General features: G+C 64.7%; 11 protein-coding genes. 6 read left to right on the top strand and 5 right to left on the bottom strand.

Going from position 1 to position 16103, the window contains the following annotated elements; genetic code table 11:
* Positions 1-61 precede the first annotated feature (61 nt).
* Positions 62-1138, top strand: coding sequence for an MBL fold metallo-hydrolase (locus PRZ03_RS02790; RefSeq protein ID WP_273598979.1), 1077 nt, complete (start codon positions 62-64; stop codon positions 1136-1138).
* On the opposite strand, the gene PRZ03_RS02795 is transcribed toward PRZ03_RS02790, so the two are convergent.
* From PRZ03_RS02795 to puuE, 4 genes are read right to left on the bottom strand one after another with little or no spacing between them, the layout of a single operon-like run.
* Positions 1132-1593: a copper chaperone PCu(A)C gene (locus PRZ03_RS02795; RefSeq protein ID WP_273598917.1), complete on the bottom strand. Its 462-nt coding sequence runs from the start codon at positions 1591-1593 to the stop codon at positions 1132-1134. The genes PRZ03_RS02790 and PRZ03_RS02795 overlap by 7 nt on opposite strands.
* Positions 1590-2885 (bottom strand): M20/M25/M40 family metallo-hydrolase, encoded by a 1296-nt coding sequence (locus tag PRZ03_RS02800; RefSeq protein ID WP_273598918.1) that lies wholly within the window; start codon positions 2883-2885, stop codon positions 1590-1592. The genes PRZ03_RS02795 and PRZ03_RS02800 overlap by 4 nt, the downstream gene beginning before the upstream one ends.
* Positions 2882-4669, bottom strand: coding sequence for a 2-oxo-4-hydroxy-4-carboxy-5-ureidoimidazoline decarboxylase (gene uraD, locus PRZ03_RS02805; protein WP_273598919.1), 1788 nt, complete (start codon positions 4667-4669; stop codon positions 2882-2884). Before uraD ends, PRZ03_RS02800 begins: the two co-directional genes overlap by 4 nt.
* A gap of 3 nt (positions 4670-4672) precedes the next feature.
* A complete protein-coding gene (puuE, locus tag PRZ03_RS02810) occupies positions 4673-5638 on the bottom strand; it encodes an allantoinase PuuE (RefSeq protein WP_273598920.1) in 966 nt (321 codons plus the stop codon).
* Positions 5639-5702: 64 nt separating this feature from the next.
* Between puuE and uraH the strand changes: the two genes are divergently transcribed.
* The 3 genes from uraH (at position 5703) to PRZ03_RS02825 (ending at position 8262) form a co-directional block, all read left to right on the top strand.
* The gene (gene uraH, locus PRZ03_RS02815) at positions 5703-6068 is read left to right on the top strand and encodes a hydroxyisourate hydrolase (RefSeq protein ID WP_273598921.1); all 366 of its coding nucleotides are present in this window, start codon (positions 5703-5705) and stop codon (positions 6066-6068) included.
* A 6-nt stretch (positions 6069-6074) separates the two neighbouring features.
* Positions 6075-6941 carry a xanthine dehydrogenase accessory protein XdhC gene (gene xdhC / locus PRZ03_RS02820; protein ID WP_273598922.1) on the top strand — a complete coding sequence of 289 codons (867 nt, stop codon included), beginning with the start codon at positions 6075-6077 and terminating at the stop codon, positions 6939-6941.
* Positions 6942-7026: 85 nt separating this feature from the next.
* On the top strand, positions 7027-8262 hold the full coding sequence (locus tag PRZ03_RS02825) for a glycerophosphodiester phosphodiesterase (protein ID WP_273598923.1): 1236 nt from the start codon (positions 7027-7029) through the stop codon (positions 8260-8262).
* Positions 8263-8280: 18 nt separating this feature from the next.
* Here the strand turns inward: PRZ03_RS02825 and PRZ03_RS02830 are convergent, their stop codons facing one another.
* Positions 8281-8880 carry a DinB family protein gene (locus PRZ03_RS02830; RefSeq protein WP_273598924.1) on the bottom strand — a complete coding sequence of 200 codons (600 nt, stop codon included), beginning with the start codon at positions 8878-8880 and terminating at the stop codon, positions 8281-8283.
* 133 nt (positions 8881-9013) lie between these two features.
* Between PRZ03_RS02830 and PRZ03_RS02835 the strand changes: the two genes are divergently transcribed.
* Positions 9014-9955 (top strand): caspase family protein, encoded by a 942-nt coding sequence (locus tag PRZ03_RS02835; RefSeq protein WP_263534248.1) that lies wholly within the window; start codon positions 9014-9016, stop codon positions 9953-9955.
* A 29-nt stretch (positions 9956-9984) separates the two neighbouring features.
* Complete coding sequence (locus PRZ03_RS02840) at positions 9985-15903, top strand: DUF7379 domain-containing protein (protein ID WP_273598925.1); 5919 nt, start codon at positions 9985-9987, stop codon at positions 15901-15903.
* The last annotated feature ends 200 nt before the right edge of the window (positions 15904-16103 follow it).

Genomic DNA, 16103 nt, shown 5'->3' on the forward strand with positions numbered 1-16103 from the left:
TGGCCATGTCCTAAACTAAAGCGCAAGCCCCAAGGAGTCATTTCTTATGTCCAACTCGCCCCTGATCTTTCGCCAGCTCTTTGACCCGGCGTCCTCGACCTACACCTATTTGCTGGGCGACAAGGCATCGGGCGAGGCGCTGATCATTGACCCGGTGTTCGAGCATCAGCGCCGCGACGCGGCCTTGCTGCGCGAACTGGGCTTGCGGCTGCTGGCGACGCTGGACACCCATGTGCATGCCGACCATGTGACCGGCGCCTGGGGCTTGAAGCAGCGCTGCGGCAGCCAGATCCTGCTGTCCGAGCAGGCCGGTGCGCAGAACGCCGATCGTTTGTTGAAGTCGGGCGAGCGCGTGTTTTTTGGCGCGCGCTATCTGGAAGTACGCGCCACGCCGGGCCATACCCATGGCTGCCTGAGCTATGTGCTTGACGACCACAGCATGGCCTTCACCGGCGACAGCCTGCTGATCCGCGGATGCGGCCGCACCGACTTTCAGCAGGGCAGCCCGCAGCAGCTGTACCAATCGGTGCAGAGCCAGATCCTGTCCTTGCCCGAGGCTTGCTTGCTCTACCCGGGCCATGACTATCGCGGCCTGACCGTCACCAGCGTGGCGGAAGAGCGGCGCTTCAACCCGCGCCTGGGCGGCGAGGTCAATGAGGCCGACTTCACCGGCTATATGAACAACCTCGGCTTGCCGCACCCCAAGCTGATGGATATCGCCGTGCCGGCCAATCTGCGCTGCGGCCGGCCGAGTGAAGATTCCGACGCGGCCGTCGAGCAGACCTGGGCGCCCTTGACCTTCACCTTCAGCGGCATCTGGGAGATTCAGCCCACGGTGTTGGCCGAACTGGCCGCTGATGTTCAACTGATCGACGTGCGCGAGCCGGCCGAGTTCAGCGATGCGCTTGGGCATATCGCCGGTGCCCGACTGCTGCCCTTGTCGCAACTGGCCGCGCACGCTGCTGAGCTGGCCGCAGCCGGCCGGCCGGTGGTGGCCATCTGCCGGTCGGGCACACGCTCGGCGCAGGCGACGGTGCTGCTGCAAAAGTCAGGGCTGGCGCAGGTGGCGAATCTGGCCGGCGGCATGCTGCGCTGGCGCGCCGAGCAGCTGCCGGTCGTGGGCAATGCCGCTCAGTGATGCATGGCGGGGGCCGGTGCGCCGAGCTGGCGCGCTTCGGCCTTGACTTCAACGGTCTCGCGCTTTTTGTCCGCGGCCTCGAACACCAGCGTCAAGGGCACGCTGTCGCCGGCCTTGATCGGCGCCTTCAGGTCCATCAGCATCACGTGATAGCCGCCGGGCTTGAGCTCCACGGTCTGGCCGGCCGGCAGCGCCAGGCTGGGCACGGCGCGCATCTTCATCACCGAGCCGTCCATTGCCATCTCATGCACTTCGACGACGCCGGCCACGCTGGAGCGCACTTCGACCAGGCGTGCATCGGTTTTGGCCTTGAGTTGAAAGAACGCGCCGGTGGCTTTTTGCTGCGCGACGGTCGCGCGCACCCAGGCTTGGCTGACTTCGACTTGAGCTGCAGCTTGAGTCGCGCCAATAACCATCAGGAGGGTCGCGAGGGTCTGGTTCAGTTTGATGTTCATGGCTCGATTCTATGCAGCAAGTCCAGCAGCGTGCGCGCCACCACCTTGGTCGCGCCACGCAGATCGGCCAGATTGAGGTGCTCGTCGGCGCGCTTGGCGTTGCTCTCCAGCACCGTGCGCGGGCCGGCGCCGTAGATGGCAGCCGGGATGCCGTAGGCTCCGTACAGCCTAACGTCAGTGTAGAGCGGTGTGCCTGAGGTGGGAATCGGCTCGCCGAAGATCGCCTCGCCATGTTTTTGCAAGGCGGCGACCAAGGCCTGGTTGGCCGGGTTCGGTTTGAGCGCATGAGCCAAGAGCAGGCGCTTGATGTCAACGCTGATGCCTGGGAGTTCGGCCACAGCGTCGCGGATCAAAGCGCGGATCTGGGCCTCGACCAAAATCGGATTCTCCTCGGGGATCATGCGGCGGTCGAGCTTGAAGCTGACCTTGCCGGGCACCACATTGGTATTGCTGCCGCCCTCGATGCGGCCGACATTCAAATAGGGGTGGGTGATGCCTGTCACCTCGGAGCTGATGGACTTGTAATGCTCGTTTTGTGCATAGAGCGCGTTCAGCACCGCCACAGCGGCTTGCAGGGCGTCCACGCCGCTATCTGGGTAGGCCGCGTGCGCGGCCTTGCCGTGCAGCGTCACCTCCATCTGCAAGCAGCCGTTGTGGGCGGTAACGACCTGGTAGCTGAAGCCGGCGGCCAAGAGCAGGTCCGGTTTGCTCAAGCCTTGCTTGAGCAGCCAGCCTGGGCCCAGTTCGCCGCCGAATTCTTCGTCATAAGTGAAATGCAGCTCGACCCCGCCGTGCAAGTCCAGGCCCAGCGACTCCAGCGCCCGCAGGGCGAAGCTGTAGCTGGCAAAGTCGCTCTTGCTGACGGCGGCCGCGCGGCCGTAGATTTTCCCTGTTAGCAAGTCGCCGACCAGCTCGCCGCTGTAGGGGCCATGCGTCCAGCCTTCGCCCGGCGGCACCACATCGCCATGCGCGTTCAGCGCGATCACCGGGCCGCCCTCGGCCTTGTCTTGGCCGCTACTGCCGCTATGGCCGCTATTGCCGTAATTGCGGCGCACGATCAAATTCGTGATGCTCTGCATGCCCTGAGCCTGCACTTGCTCGCTGGGGACAGCATGCTTTTCGGCCGTCAGCCCCATGGCGGCCAGCAGCTCGGCCGTGCGTTCGGCATGCGGCGCGTTGTTGCCGGGCGGCGTGTCGGTCGGCACTTGCACCAGCGCCTGTAAAAAGCCCACTTCTTCGGCGAAGTGGGTATCAACCCATTGGTCCAGTTGGGCATAGAAAGAAGGGTTCATGCGGCTTCCTTGGCCAAGTTGTCCAGCAGTGTTTGAAAGGCCCGCACCGCCAGCTCGGCATCATCATTGCTGACTTGTTCCAGCGGGTTATGGCTGATGCCGCCGTTGCCGCCGCGCACAAACAGCATGGCCTGCGGCAGCGAGCGGTGCAGCATCATCGCGTCATGGCCAGCACCCGAGGGCAGGCGATGCACCGGCAGGCCTTGGGCGGCGACGGCCGCCTCCCAGCGAGCCTGCCAGCGGGCATCGCTGGGCGCGGCGTCGGCCTTCATCGTCGGCGTGAGTGTCCACTGCAGGCCGCGGCGCTGGCAGATCACGGCCAGCGCCGCGCGCACATCGGCGTCCAGCGCGTCGCGGGCGGCGTCGGTGCTGGCACGCAAATCAAGGCTGAAGCGGCAGCGGCCGGGGATCACATTGATGGAGCCTGCCGGCACCTCCAGCATGCCCACGGTGCCCACCACTTGATCCTTGTGCGTGCCGGCGCGCTGCTCCACATAAAGAATCAACTCGGCCACGGCGCAAGCCGCGTCGAGGCGGCGACCCATCGGTGTGGTGCCCGCATGCGCGGCCAGGCCCTGCACCTCGCCGAGATAGCGCATGCTGCCGTTGATCGAAGTGACCACGCCCAGCGGCAGGTCCAACTCGGTCAGGACCGGGCCTTGCTCGATATGCAGCTCGACAAAGCCGAGGTAGCGGGCCGGGTCGCGCCGCAGCGCCTGAATGCTGGCGATATCTCCCGGCAGGCCCGCCGCCTGCATGGCGCTGCGCATAGCCACGCCTTCGGCGTCAAGCTCATCCAGCCAGGCGGCGTCGAAGTTACCTGTTAGAGCGCTGGCGCTCAGAAAACTGGCCTTGTAGCGTTGGCCTTCCTCCTCGGCAAAAGCAATCACTTCAAGGTCAAAAGGCAGGCGTCGGCCGCTGGCGTGCAGCTCGCGCACGCACAGCATAGTCACCAGCACGCCGAGCCGGCCATCGTATTTGCCGGCGCGGCGCACGGTGTCGTAATGGGAGCCGGTCAGCAGGCGTTGGGCGCCGGCTTGCTGTGCCCGGTAAAGGCCGACCACATTGCCCACCGCGTCGATGCTGACCTCGTCAAAACCGCAGTCCTGCGTCATCCATTGCCGCAGCTGCGCCGCGCAGGCTTGGTGCGCAGCGCTCAGATAGGTGACGGTCAACTCGCCGTTTTCCTTGAAGCCGGGGTCGGAATGGACGGCCAAGCTTTCGGCCCAGTCCCAGACCTGATTGCCCATGTCCGGGCTCAGGCCAAACTTGTCATTCAAGCGGATTTCGGCGATGCGGTGGACATTGCGCAGGCATTCCGCCAGCTCCAGGTCGGCCGTCAGCCCGAGGCGGCGCTCGAAGGTGGCGATGATCTCGGCCCGGCTCAGGCCCAGCCTGCGTGGGCCGCGCACGGCCAGGATGAAGGGCCAGCCGAATTTGGCCGCGTAGTCGGCGTTGAGTTGCCCAATCCGCTGGAGTTCCTCCGCCGAGCAGTGGCTCAGGCCAGCGCTCGCCTGCTCTTGAGTGGATTCGGCCGTCAGCGACTGGCTTGCAGCGGCCTTGCCGGCCAGCTCGGGGTGGGCGCGCAGCAGGGCGAGTTGCTGGCTCCGCCCGGCCTCGCGCACGGCGCCGGCCAAGGCCAGCTTCAAGCCGGCGAGGCTGGCGAAGGGGCGCGCAGCGGCGGCGGCCTGCGCCACCCAGGGCGAATGCTCGTAAGTGCCGGCCAGCAGCTGCACAAACGCGTCCGCGTCGGCGGTGTTCAATAGTTCCAAGGTCAACAACATGCTTCAGCGCTCCCAGACAAAGGCGGTGTTGGCGTCAAAGGGATGAACGCTGCGCCAATGCCGCGCAATGTCGACGCGCCGGCAAATCCAGACGCGCTCATGCTTTTCCACATGGTCAAGAAAGCGCTGCAGCGCACGCATGCGGCCGGGTCTGCCCAGCAGCCGGCAATGCAGGCCGACGCTCATCATCTTGGGGGTCTCGGCGCCTTCCGTGTAGAGCACATCAAAGCTGTCGCGCAGATACTCAAAGAATTCATCGCCGGTTGAAAAGCCCTGCGGCAGCGCAAAGCGCATATCGTTGCAGTCCAGCGTGTAGGGCACGACCAAATGCGGCGCCAGCTCGCCGTCGCTCTTGCGCACCTGCAGCCACAGCGGCAGGTCGTCGCCGTAATAGTCGCTGTCATATTCGAAGCCGCCGTAGTCGGCCACCAGGCGGCGGGTGTTGGGGCTGTCGCGGCCGGTGTACCAGCCCGAGGGGCGCTCACCGAAGAGGCGTTGCAGGCTGTCCATGCCGCGTTCCATATGGTCGCGTTCGGTCGCGGGGTCGATGTTTTGATAGTTGATCCAGCGCCAACCGTGGCAGGCGACCTCATGATTCATGCCCACCAGGGCCTGGCACAGATCGGGGTGGCGCTCCAGCGCCATGGCCACGCCGAACACGGTCAGGGGCAGGCCGCGCGACTCGAACTCGCGCAACAAGCGCCAGACGCCGGCCCGTGAGCCGTACTCGTAAATGCTCTCCATCGACAGATGGCGGGCGGGGTAGGCGGGCGGATTGGCCATCTCGGACAAAAACTGCTCCGAGCCGGCGTCGCCATGCAGCACCGAGTTCTCGCCGCCTTCCTCATAGTTCAAGACAAACTGCAGGGCGATGCGGGCCTGGCCCGGCCATTGCGCTTGCGGCGGGTGTTCGCCGTAGCCGATCAGATCGCGGGGGTAGTGTGGGCTGGCGGGGAGTTCGGGTCGCATCGGGAATGGCCTTGGGTTCTTGTGCCTACACTGTGCCTCAAATCTGCATCCATCGACTCAAGCCATGACTTCTACAACAGGCAAGCTCACCACCCATGTGCTGGACACCATGCATGGCGCCCCGGCCGCTGGCATGGCGTTGCACTTGTATCGCCTGGACGGTGACCAGCCCTTGTTGTTGAAGAGCTTGAGCTTGAATCACGACGGCCGTGCCGACGGCCCCTTGCTCGCAGGCGCGGACCTGCTGCCCGGCCGCTACCGGCTGGTCTTTGGCGTCGCCGACTATTTCAAGTCGCTCGGCGTGCCTTTGCCCGAGCCGGCTTTTCTGGACCAGGTGCCGCTGGATTTCGGCATTGCCGACGCGGGCCTGCATTACCACGTGCCCTTGCTCGCGAGTCCCTGGAGCTATTCCACCTACCGGGGGAGCTGAGGCATCTTGGCTGCTTTGGACGAGTTGCAATTGGCCCTGCACGACGGCCCTGCCGTGCTGGTGCAAGTGACCCGGGTGCAGGGCAGCGGGCCGCGCGAGGTCGGTGCCTGGATGGCGCTGACGCCGACGCGGCTGATCGCCACCATAGGCGGCGGGCATCTGGAGTTCGAGGCGATCGCGCATGCGAAGGGCTTGCTGGAGGGTCAGGTTTTGCCTCCGAGCCGCAGCTTCGCGCTCGGCCCGAGCTTGGGGCAATGCTGCGGCGGCGTGGTCGACCTGAGCTTCGAGCTGCTGCCCCAGCGGCCCCAGCATGCGCTGCCTGACGCGCTGCCTGACGCGCGGCCCGACGAACTGCTTGATGAGCTGCGCCAGCGCCTGAGCCCGCCCGAGGCAAGCCTGTTGCCGGTGGGCCTGTTCGGCGGCGGTCATGTCGGCCGCGCCATCATCGAGCTATTGACCCGCTTGCCCAGCCGGGTGCAGTGGTTTGACAGCCGCGACGAGGTATTCCCAAGCGGCTTGCCCGCCCATGTGCGGTCAGAGCACAGCGAGCCTGTACAAGCGGCGGTGCAGGAGCTGGCGCCCGGTAGCCGGGTCTTGATCATGAGCTTCAGCCATGCCGAGGATCTGGATGTGCTCGCCGCATGCCTGCTGCGTCAGCGTGCACGGGGTGATCTCGCTTTCATCGGCCTGATCGGCAGCAAGAGCAAATGGGCCAGTTTCAGCGCCCGCCTGCGAGAGCGCGGCTTCAGCGCTGCCGAGTTGGCCCAAGTGACTTGCCCGATCGGTTTGGCCGGCATTGCAGGCAAGCAGCCCGAGGTGATTGCGCTGGCTGTCGTGGCGCAGTTATTTCTGAGTTGGCAGCGGTCGGTGTAGTCCGAATGGATCATGGTGGGGTGAACTTGGCCGGCAGACTTTCATCTGACGCCATGATCATGCCGGCTCCAACCTGGAGCCTGTTATGCAAACCAAATTCATTCTTTCCGCACTGGCCGCCGCCTGTGCATTCGCCGCTGCACCTGCTTTTGCCTGGAACACGCTGGACGGTAAAGCACCACTGGTGATCGCCCACCGCGGCGCCTCTGGCTATTTGCCCGAGCACACCATCGAGGGTTACACCAAGGCGATCGAGCTGGGTGCTAACTTCATCGAGCCCGACCTGGTGATGACCAAGGACGGCGTGCTGGTGGCGCGCCACGAGCCCATCATTGGCGCTTCGACCAATGTCGCCAGCCTGGCGCAGTTCGCCGGCCGCAAGACGACCAAGACGATTGACGGCGTCACCTATGCGAATGAGTACTTCGTCGAAGACTTCACGCTGGCCGAACTGAAGACGCTGGGCGCGATGCAAACCCGCGCCGGGCGACCGACCACGTTCGACGGTCAATTCAAGGTGCCCACATTGGACGAGGTGATTGCCTTGGCCAAGGCCAAAAGCATCGAGACCGGCCGCACCATCGGCATCTATCCTGAACTGAAGCACTCGACCTATATGCAAGGCGTCTCGGTCGCTCAGGGTCGCAGCAAGTCCTACTTCGAAGACAAGCTGGTCTCGACCTTGCACGCGGCCTATGGCAACCAGGCCAATGCACCGGTTTTCATCCAGAGCTTCGAAGTCTCGAACCTGCAATACCTGAACACCAAAACCGATATCAAGCTGGTGCAATTGGTGGACGCCGATGACGTCAATGCCGATGGCTCCATGTCTCTGGTCGCTCCTTATGACAAGCCTTTCGACATCGCCAAAAAGGGCGGCAAGCTGACCTTTGCCGACCTGGTCAGCGATGTCGGCCTGTCCTTCGTCGCCACCTATGCCGACGGTATCGGCCCGTGGAAGCCCTATTTGCTGAAGACGGTGGCGGATGGCGTTGACCGCAACGGCGACGGCGCCGTGAACGGCAAGGACCGCCGCGTGGATGGCTCCACCGGCGTGGTCGAATCGGCCCACGCCAATGGCCTGTTCGTGCACACCTGGACCTTCCGCAACGATGCGTCGATGCTGGGCTTTAGCGACCCGCAAAAGGAAATTGAAGCCTATCTGAAGCTGGGCGTTGACGGCATCTTCACCGACTTCACCGACACCGGTGTGGCCGCTGTTGCCGCCTTGACGCCTGTGCCGGAGCCAGAAAGCTATGCCTTGCTGCTGGCGGGCTTGGGCGCTTTGGGTCTGGTCGTGCGCCGCCGTCGCGCGGCCTAAATCAGGCGCAGTGCGGAATTAGGGCTGGCCCCAGATCAAGGTCTCGGTCCAGCCCAGGGCGGCAAACTCGGCCGCCCGCTCATCGGCCTCGCCGGCGCAGAAGAATTCATCCAGCTGCGGCGGTGCGATCGAGCTGCCAGCCAGCATCGCGTGAACTTGCCCGCGGTGGTGGATCTGGTGTTGGAACAAGTGCGCCAGCAGGCGTGTGCGGCTCTCCAGCTGCGGCCGGCCAGGGCGGGCTATCGTGACGATGCGCTCAAGTTGATCGTCATGCTGTGCCCCGCACAAGGCGATCAGACGCAGGTCGACCTTGCTTTGCGCTTGTTGCAGCTCCGCACAGCGTTCAAAGGGCTCGTCTACGGCAAAAAAGCTATAGCAATCCGCATGCGGTGGCAGGCCTTGCTGCTCGCGCTCCAGCGCGTCGACATAGAACCAGTCGACGCACAGATTGTGGTTCAGCGTCGCCTTGATGCTGGGGAAGAAGCTGCAACGCTGGGCTTCGAACTCCGCCTGGCTGAGCTGCGCGCAAGCCCGTAGCAGGCGATCATTGGCCCAAGCATTGTTGTAAGCCATGCTCAGCAAGTGATGGGCCAGGGGGTCAGGTCTTGCGCTTTTCATGGTGATGGTCTGATGCTTGTCGCTTGGATGAAACGCAGTCCCATCCTAGTTGAAGCTAGGGGTTTCGCTGCCGGCCTGCGGCATGGAAGATCCAGAGTTGCCGCCATGGGGGCGGTTTCAGGAGAACTGCACCATGGCCAGCAAAACAGCAGCAGCGTCAGCATCCGCACCGGCGCTTAAAGTTTCAACGGTGAAGCCCAAGGCTTTGTCACTGCATATCGGCTTGAACGCCGTCAGCCCCGCAGCCTACGGCGGCTGGGACGGCCCGCTCGCCGCTTGCGAGTTCGATGCCAATGACATGGCCGCGCTGGCCAAGTCCAAAGGCATCAAGTCGACCGTGCTGCTGACCAAAAAGGGCACGCGGGCGGCGGTGTTGTCGGCCCTGCGTGCGGCCGCCAAGGCCTTGAAATCGGGGGACTTTTTTCTGCTGACCTACTCGGGTCACGGTGGCCAGGTCGGCGACATCAATGGCGACGAGCCTGATAACCAAGACGAAACCTGGTGCCTTTTTGATGGTCAGTTGATCGACGACGAGCTTTACCTGGAGCTCAGCCGCTTTGCCGCCGGCGTGCGCGTGCTGGTCTTGTCGGACAGCTGTCACAGCGGCTCGGTGGTGCGGGACTTCCCGCCGCCGCCGCCCCCGCCCGGTCAGCGGGTCAAGCTGATGCCGGCCGAAGTGGCGCGCCGGGTCTATGCCGAGCACAAGGATTTCTATGACCAGCTGCAGATCAATGTGCTGAGAGAAACCGCCAAGGCCACGATCGACCCCGATGCCGCCCTGGCTCTGGTCGGTGCGGCCTCGCATGCGGCGGCGCTGGTGGGTGTGTTCAAGCCGGCAGTGCTTTTGATCTCGGGATGCCAAGACAACCAGACTTCGATGGACGGGGCCCATAACGGCGCCTTCACCGGCCAGCTGCTGAAGATCTGGAACGGCGGCGCCTTCACTGGCAATTACGCCAGCTTCCATGCGCGCATACGCGCAGGCTTGCCGCCCACCCAGTCGCCCAATCTGTTTGTCTTGGGCAGCAGCGCAGCAACGGCGGCTTTTGTGGCGCAAAAGCCATTCACGGTTTGAGTCTGGAACAACAGTAGCAGGAGATCATCATGGCCGAGCGCAGCATCCAGATCAGGCTCAATGGCCGGGCGGCCGAGCAACTGCGCTTGCCGGCCATGCTCACGCCGGCAGCCCGCTCGGCCGATCGGCGTGATGACGTCTTCTTGCCGGATGGTTATCTGGAGCCGCTGAGCGCGTTTGATATGAGCCCGGCCGCGCGCAGCGTGGCTGGTGCTGCCGTGGCGCAGACCCATGTTGCGGCGGCCAACGAGGTGCTGGTGCTGGAGCTGGCCGATGGCAGCACGCTGATCACCAGCGCCGGGCGCCTGCGCGAGACGCTCTTGCTGACGCATCCGGAGTTGATTGCCGAGGACGGCGCCATCTTGCTGGAGGCCTTGCGTGCCCAGGGCGCTGCACCCGGCCGTGGCCTGGGTGAGGCGGTCGGCGGGCTGATCAGCAAGGTCTATTCCTTTGCAGTCGGGGCGGCGCCCGACGCCATCATTGATGCGGCACTGGGGGTTTTGAAGAACAAGGCCGAGCTGGGGGTGACTTGGGCCGGCACCAAGGCCTTGATGTGGGCGATCGAAAAGCAGCTGTCGCAAGCGCCGGGCTTGTACCGCTGGGTCTCGGCCACCGGCAAGCCCCAAGACCTGGAGATTTGCGACTTCGCCGCCAATCCGCCGGTCGGGCCGATGCTGGTGTTTGTGCATGGCACCGGCTCCAGCACCCTGGGCAGTTTTGGCGAGTTGCGCAGCGGCGACCGCGATTTATGGGGTGCGCTGCAGGCCAAGTTCAGCGGCGGCATCTATGGCTTTGAGCACAGAACTCTGTCGCAAAGTCCGATCGAAAACGCGATCGAGCTGGCCCGTGCGTTGCCCATAGGCGCACAAATCTGCCTGGTTTCCCATTCGCGCGGCGGCCTGGTGGCCGATCTGCTGTGCCTGGGGGACTTCGACGCCTTGATCGACGGCTATGCCTTTGCCTTTGAAGGCACGGGCGACGCGGATGCCGAAGAAGCCGGGCGCGTGATTAAGGAGCTTAAAGACGCCCATGCCGAGCAGCGCCTGCAACTGCGCACGCTGGCCGGTCTGCTGCGCGAGCGCAAGATCAGCGTGCAGCGCTATGTGCGCGCCGCCTCGCCGGCCAGCGGCACCAAGCTGGCCAGCGGCAACTTCGATGTGTTTTTGTCCGGTCTGCTGACGCTGATCGGCACCGTCCCCTTTTTCTTCGGCAGCCCGCTTTATTCGGCGTTCAAGCGGGTGGTGATCGAGATTGCCAAAAACCGCACCAACGCGCATCTGGTGCCGGGCATCGAGGCGATGCTGCCGGACTCGCCTATGGCCAGGCTCTTGCACGACGCCCCGGTGCGGCCGGGCACGGCCATGTCCATCATTGCCGGCGACATCCAGGGCGGCAATATGCTGCTGCGCCTGGGCGTCATGTTGACCGACTTCTTGCTCTTCGATAACGACGACAACGATCTGGTCGTCAACACCACCTCCATGCTGGCCGGCATCGCGCCCAAGTCCGCCGCGCGGGTCTTGTTTGACCGGGGTGCCGATGTTTCGCACTTTCGCTACTTCGTCAATATCGACACCCGAAGTGCGCTGCGCGACTGGCTGTTGGTGGCCGAGCCCGAGGGTTTGAGCAGCTTCCGTGCCTTGCCCGACCCGGCCGACTATGAAGCGGCGCTGGCGGCCGCCGGCGCCAGCCGCAGCGCAGCGGCCCCTGACCGGCCGATTGTGGTCGTGCTGCCCGGCGTGATGGGCTCGCATTTGCAGGTCGAAGGCAAGGACCGGGTCTGGTTCGACCCGGGCGATATTGCCACCGGCGGCCTGGCCAAGATCGAATGGTCGCGCAGCGGCGTCGAAGCCGAAGAGCTGTTCGCGATGTTCTATGGCCGCGTCTGCAAACATCTGGCCGACAGTCACCGGGTCGAACCCTTCCCCTATGACTGGCGCCAACCGCTGGATGTGTTGGCCGAGCGCCTGGGCGAGTTTCTGGACCGCCTGATGCGTCAAACCCAGCAGCCTATCCGCTTGCTGGCGCACAGCATGGGCGGCCTGGTGGTGCGCGCTTGCATCTACAAGCGCCGCGCCGTGATGGACCAGTTGATGGCCCGCGACGGTGCCCGCCTGATCATGCTGGGCACACCGCATCAGGGCGCGCATTCGATGGTGGAGAACCTGATCGGCAAGGGCGACACCTTGCGCACCCTGGTGCGCCTGGACGTGACGCACGATATGCAGGAGGTGCTGGACATCATTGCCGGTTTCCGAGGTGCCTTGCAGTTGCTGCCCAAGCCCGGTTTTGTCGACACCTTCCAGGGTCAGCCGGATGGCGGCGCAACTTATGCCTACCAAGAAGCCGACACCTGGCTGAGCCTGAAGAGCAAGGTGCGTGACTTTTGGTTTGGGGACCAACATGCGGGCACGCCCAAGCAAGAGGTGTTGACTTCGGCCAACTGGTTGTGGGCGCAGGACGGGCCCAATGCGCCGGCCCTGCCGGCTGCCTACGAGGCCAAGAGCATCTATATCTTTGGCCAGGCACCCAACACGCCCTGTGGTTTGCGTGAAGAAGGCACAGGCTCGAACGCGCGCTTGAAGATGGTCGGCACCACACGCGGCGACGGCACGGTGACCTGGGACTCCGGGCGTATCGGCGGCATTGGGCGCTTCTATCATTTGCCGGCCGCACATGGCGACCTGCTCTCGACCAGCGCCTACTTCACGGCCATGACGGAGTTGCTGAACTCGGGCTCGACCTCGGCTCTGAGCAGTCAAGCCCCGAGCACCCGGGCGATCGAGCATGCGCAGCCGGTCAGTTATGACGCCGGACCGCCCAGCGCCGAGGACCCGGACGCCTTGCTGCGCGGCCTGATGGGGGGCTCGTCCCGCAACCGCGTGCCGCCCCGCACGCAAAGGCGGCTGGAGGTGGCGGTCAAGGCGATGGATCTGCGTTTTGTATCCGACCCCATCTTGGTCGGGCATTACGAGCGCGACCCGATTTCCGGCGCCGAGGCCTTGATCGACCGTGAGTTGTTGAACAAGGAGTTGAGCGAACGCCACAGCCTGGGGCTGTATGCCGGCGCGCGCGGCACGGCCGCTGTGGTGCTGCGGGTGCGCGGCGATTTCGAGCGCCAACTGGGTGTCTTGAGCGGCGCTGTTGTCACCGGCCTCGGCTCATATGACCGCGCCCTGAGCCCGGCCGACCTGACCGAAGCGGTGCGAACCGGCGCTTTGCGCTATCTGTTGCAGATCATTGATGTGCTGGGCAAGGCGGATCGCGAGGTGCCCTTGGCCAGCTTGTTGCTGGGCTATAACTCCTCGGCCAATCTGACCGTGGCGGCTTCGGTGGAGGCCTTGGTGCGCGGCGTGATGGAGGCCAACACCCGCTTCTACGCCACCACCCGGCTGAACATCCGCATCGGCCGGCTCGACATCATCGAGCTCTATCTCGACACCGCCATCGGCGCCACCTACGCGCTGCGAAGCTTGAGCGCGCAGCTGGCTGCCCAGGCCGAGAAGCAAGGCACGGCCCTGCTGTGTCAGGGTGAGTTGCAGCAAGGCGAGGGCTTTCGGCAACGCCTGTACGACGATGGCAATTCCAGCTATTGGCCGCGCTTGATCATCACCGACGCCGAGCGCAGCGAAGCCCAGAACGCGGCGGCGCACAGTGGTGGTGCCGCCCCGCTGGCCGACAAGCTGCGCTTTGTTTTCGTTGGCCAAAGAGCGCGCGCCGAGTCGGTGGCCTTGCAGCGTCAGCCCGGCTTGATCGAGCAGATGGTGGCGCAGCAGATCGCCAACCCCATCTGGAACGAAGATTTCGGTCGCATGTTGTTCCAGCTGATGGTGCCGCATGACTTCAAGGACGCTGCGCGCCAGCTCGACCGGGTGGTGCTGGTCGTGGATGGCTACACCGCCAATCTGCCCTGGGAGCTGATGCTGGCCGATGACCCGGACCGGCCGTCGGAAGAGAAGCAGCCGCTGGCCTTGCGCACGGCGGTCGTGCGTCAGCTGGCCGCGCAGGTCTTCCGCGCCAGCGTGCATCAGGGCGTGGTGCGCCGCGCGCTGGTGATTGCCAACCCCTCGGTGGCCGGCTTCGCCAAGGGCTTCCCGCTGCTCAATGGGCAGCCAACTCAGGCGCCGCCCGATTTGCCCGGGGCACAGGCCGAGGGCGAAGCCTGCCTGAGCTTGCTGGGCAGCATGGGCTACGAGGTCGAGGGCGTCATTGGTGACTACAACAAGGCCAGCGACGTGCTGGCCAAGCTCTATGCCAAGCCTTGGCGCATCCTGCATGTGTCCGCCCATGGCGTCTTCGATCTGCCCCATGTCGATGGGCGCAGCCGCAGCGGTGTGCTGCTGTCTGACGGTTTGCTGATCACCGCGGCCGAGATCATGGCGATGGAGACCGTGCCCGAGCTGGTGTTTCTGAATTGCTGCCATTTGGGCCAGGTGAACAATGAGAGCCAAGGCCCCGGCAGCAACAAGCTGGCGGCCAGTGTGGCGCGTGAAATGATCGCCATCGGTGTGCGCTGCGTGGTCGTGGCCGGCTGGGCCGTCAATGACGAATCGGCGCGCCTGTTCGGCCAGGTCTTTTACGAGCAACTCTTGCTGCGCCGCCAGCCCTTTGGCGATGCGGTATTCGCCGCCCGCAGGGAGACCTGGCGTGCCCACCCCCTGGACATCACCTGGGGCGCTTTCCAGGCCTACGGCGACCCGGTCTGGCTGGCCGAACCTGCGGCCGAGAAGCTGGGCGGCGCCGGCACGGCAGGGCGTTATGTCTCGCCGGATGAAATGCTTGATGAGTTGGCCAGCCTGCGCTCCGACCTGGCGCGCCGGGGCGACAGCCTGGGCTCGCGCGAGTTGCAGGCCGAGGTCGAACATGTCGCTGAGTCGCTGGCGCGGCGCTGCCCGCCCGGCTGGCAGCAGAATCCGCAGCTGCAATATGCCTTGGGCAAAACCTGGTTTGATCTTGGGCAATGGGAGCGTGCGCGCGCGGCCTTTCTGAGCGCGGCGCAGGCGGTGGACCGCAGTGGCGGCGTGCCGATTTCTGACCTGGAAAAATTGGTCGATGTGGAGTCGAGGCTTGGTGAAGCGCGTGCGGTCGAGTCATTGCCAAAGGCCTTGAGCGGCGACGCGGTGGCCTTGCAGCAATTGCGAGCCGGCGAAGCCTTGATCGATCTGGCGCTGCGCCGCCTCGACGGGCTCGACGCCTTGGTGGCGGATGGCGATGACGACGACTCAAACGACGCCGCCGCCGGTTCATCGATGCATAGCGAGCGCACCGCCCTGCGTGGCGCGGCCTGGCAGCGCAAGGCCAATTTGCAGGCCCGCCGTTTGCTCAGTGGCAAGCTGGATACGGCCGCTGCCGACGCCGCCGCCAAGGCCATGGCGAACTGCTTGCAGCAAGGCGTCGAGGCCTACCGGGCCGGTGAAGGCCAGCCCGGCTCAGACCATTTCAGCCCCTGCCATGCGCTCTACCGCTTGGCACTGGATGCCTTGACCGACTGGCACAGCCCGGCGGAGAAGGACGCGGCGATCGAGCTGGCGCAGCAATGCCGCCGCACGGCCGCTCGCAACTTTGCCATCCAACCCAGCCCCTGGGACCTGCTGATCCAGCCCGAAGCCTTGCTGGTCGAACGCATGATAGACGGCAAGCTGGGCCAAGCCGCGGAGGAGGGGCGGCGCTGGTTTGATCAGTTAGCCGCCAGCTATGCCCAGGCGCTGGGCTGCGTGACGGTGCGGCCGCTGCAGTTGGAGGCGATGGTGGACCGGCTTGAGCGCCTGTCCCGTTTCGTCGATGCGCTGGCCATGGCCCAACATGATGACGCCGCCTTGAGCCGCAGCGCGAGCCAGCTGATCGCCCTGGCGCAAAGCATTCTGCCCAGCCATGCGGCGCGCACGGATAGGCCGACCAAACCAAAGCCGCCCGGCCCGTCCGCGAAGAAAGCGCGCAAGCCCGGATGACTCGGAAAGCTCGCTACACTTTGCCGCACTAAGAACTTGTCCGTAAATAGCCGGGTCAGAGGATCTGCAACGCAGCTATGGGTTCAAATCGACCGTCAGCCGACCCTGGTTATTTACGGACAAGTTCTTAGAAAATCTGTCGCAGCGGCCTTGATTGACGCGACTTGTCTGCAGCTCACAGCGCCCGCCTGTGGTGAGAT

The organism is Roseateles albus (assembly GCF_028595345.1).
GTDB lineage: Bacteria > Pseudomonadota > Gammaproteobacteria > Burkholderiales > Burkholderiaceae_C > Paucibacter_A > Paucibacter_A albus.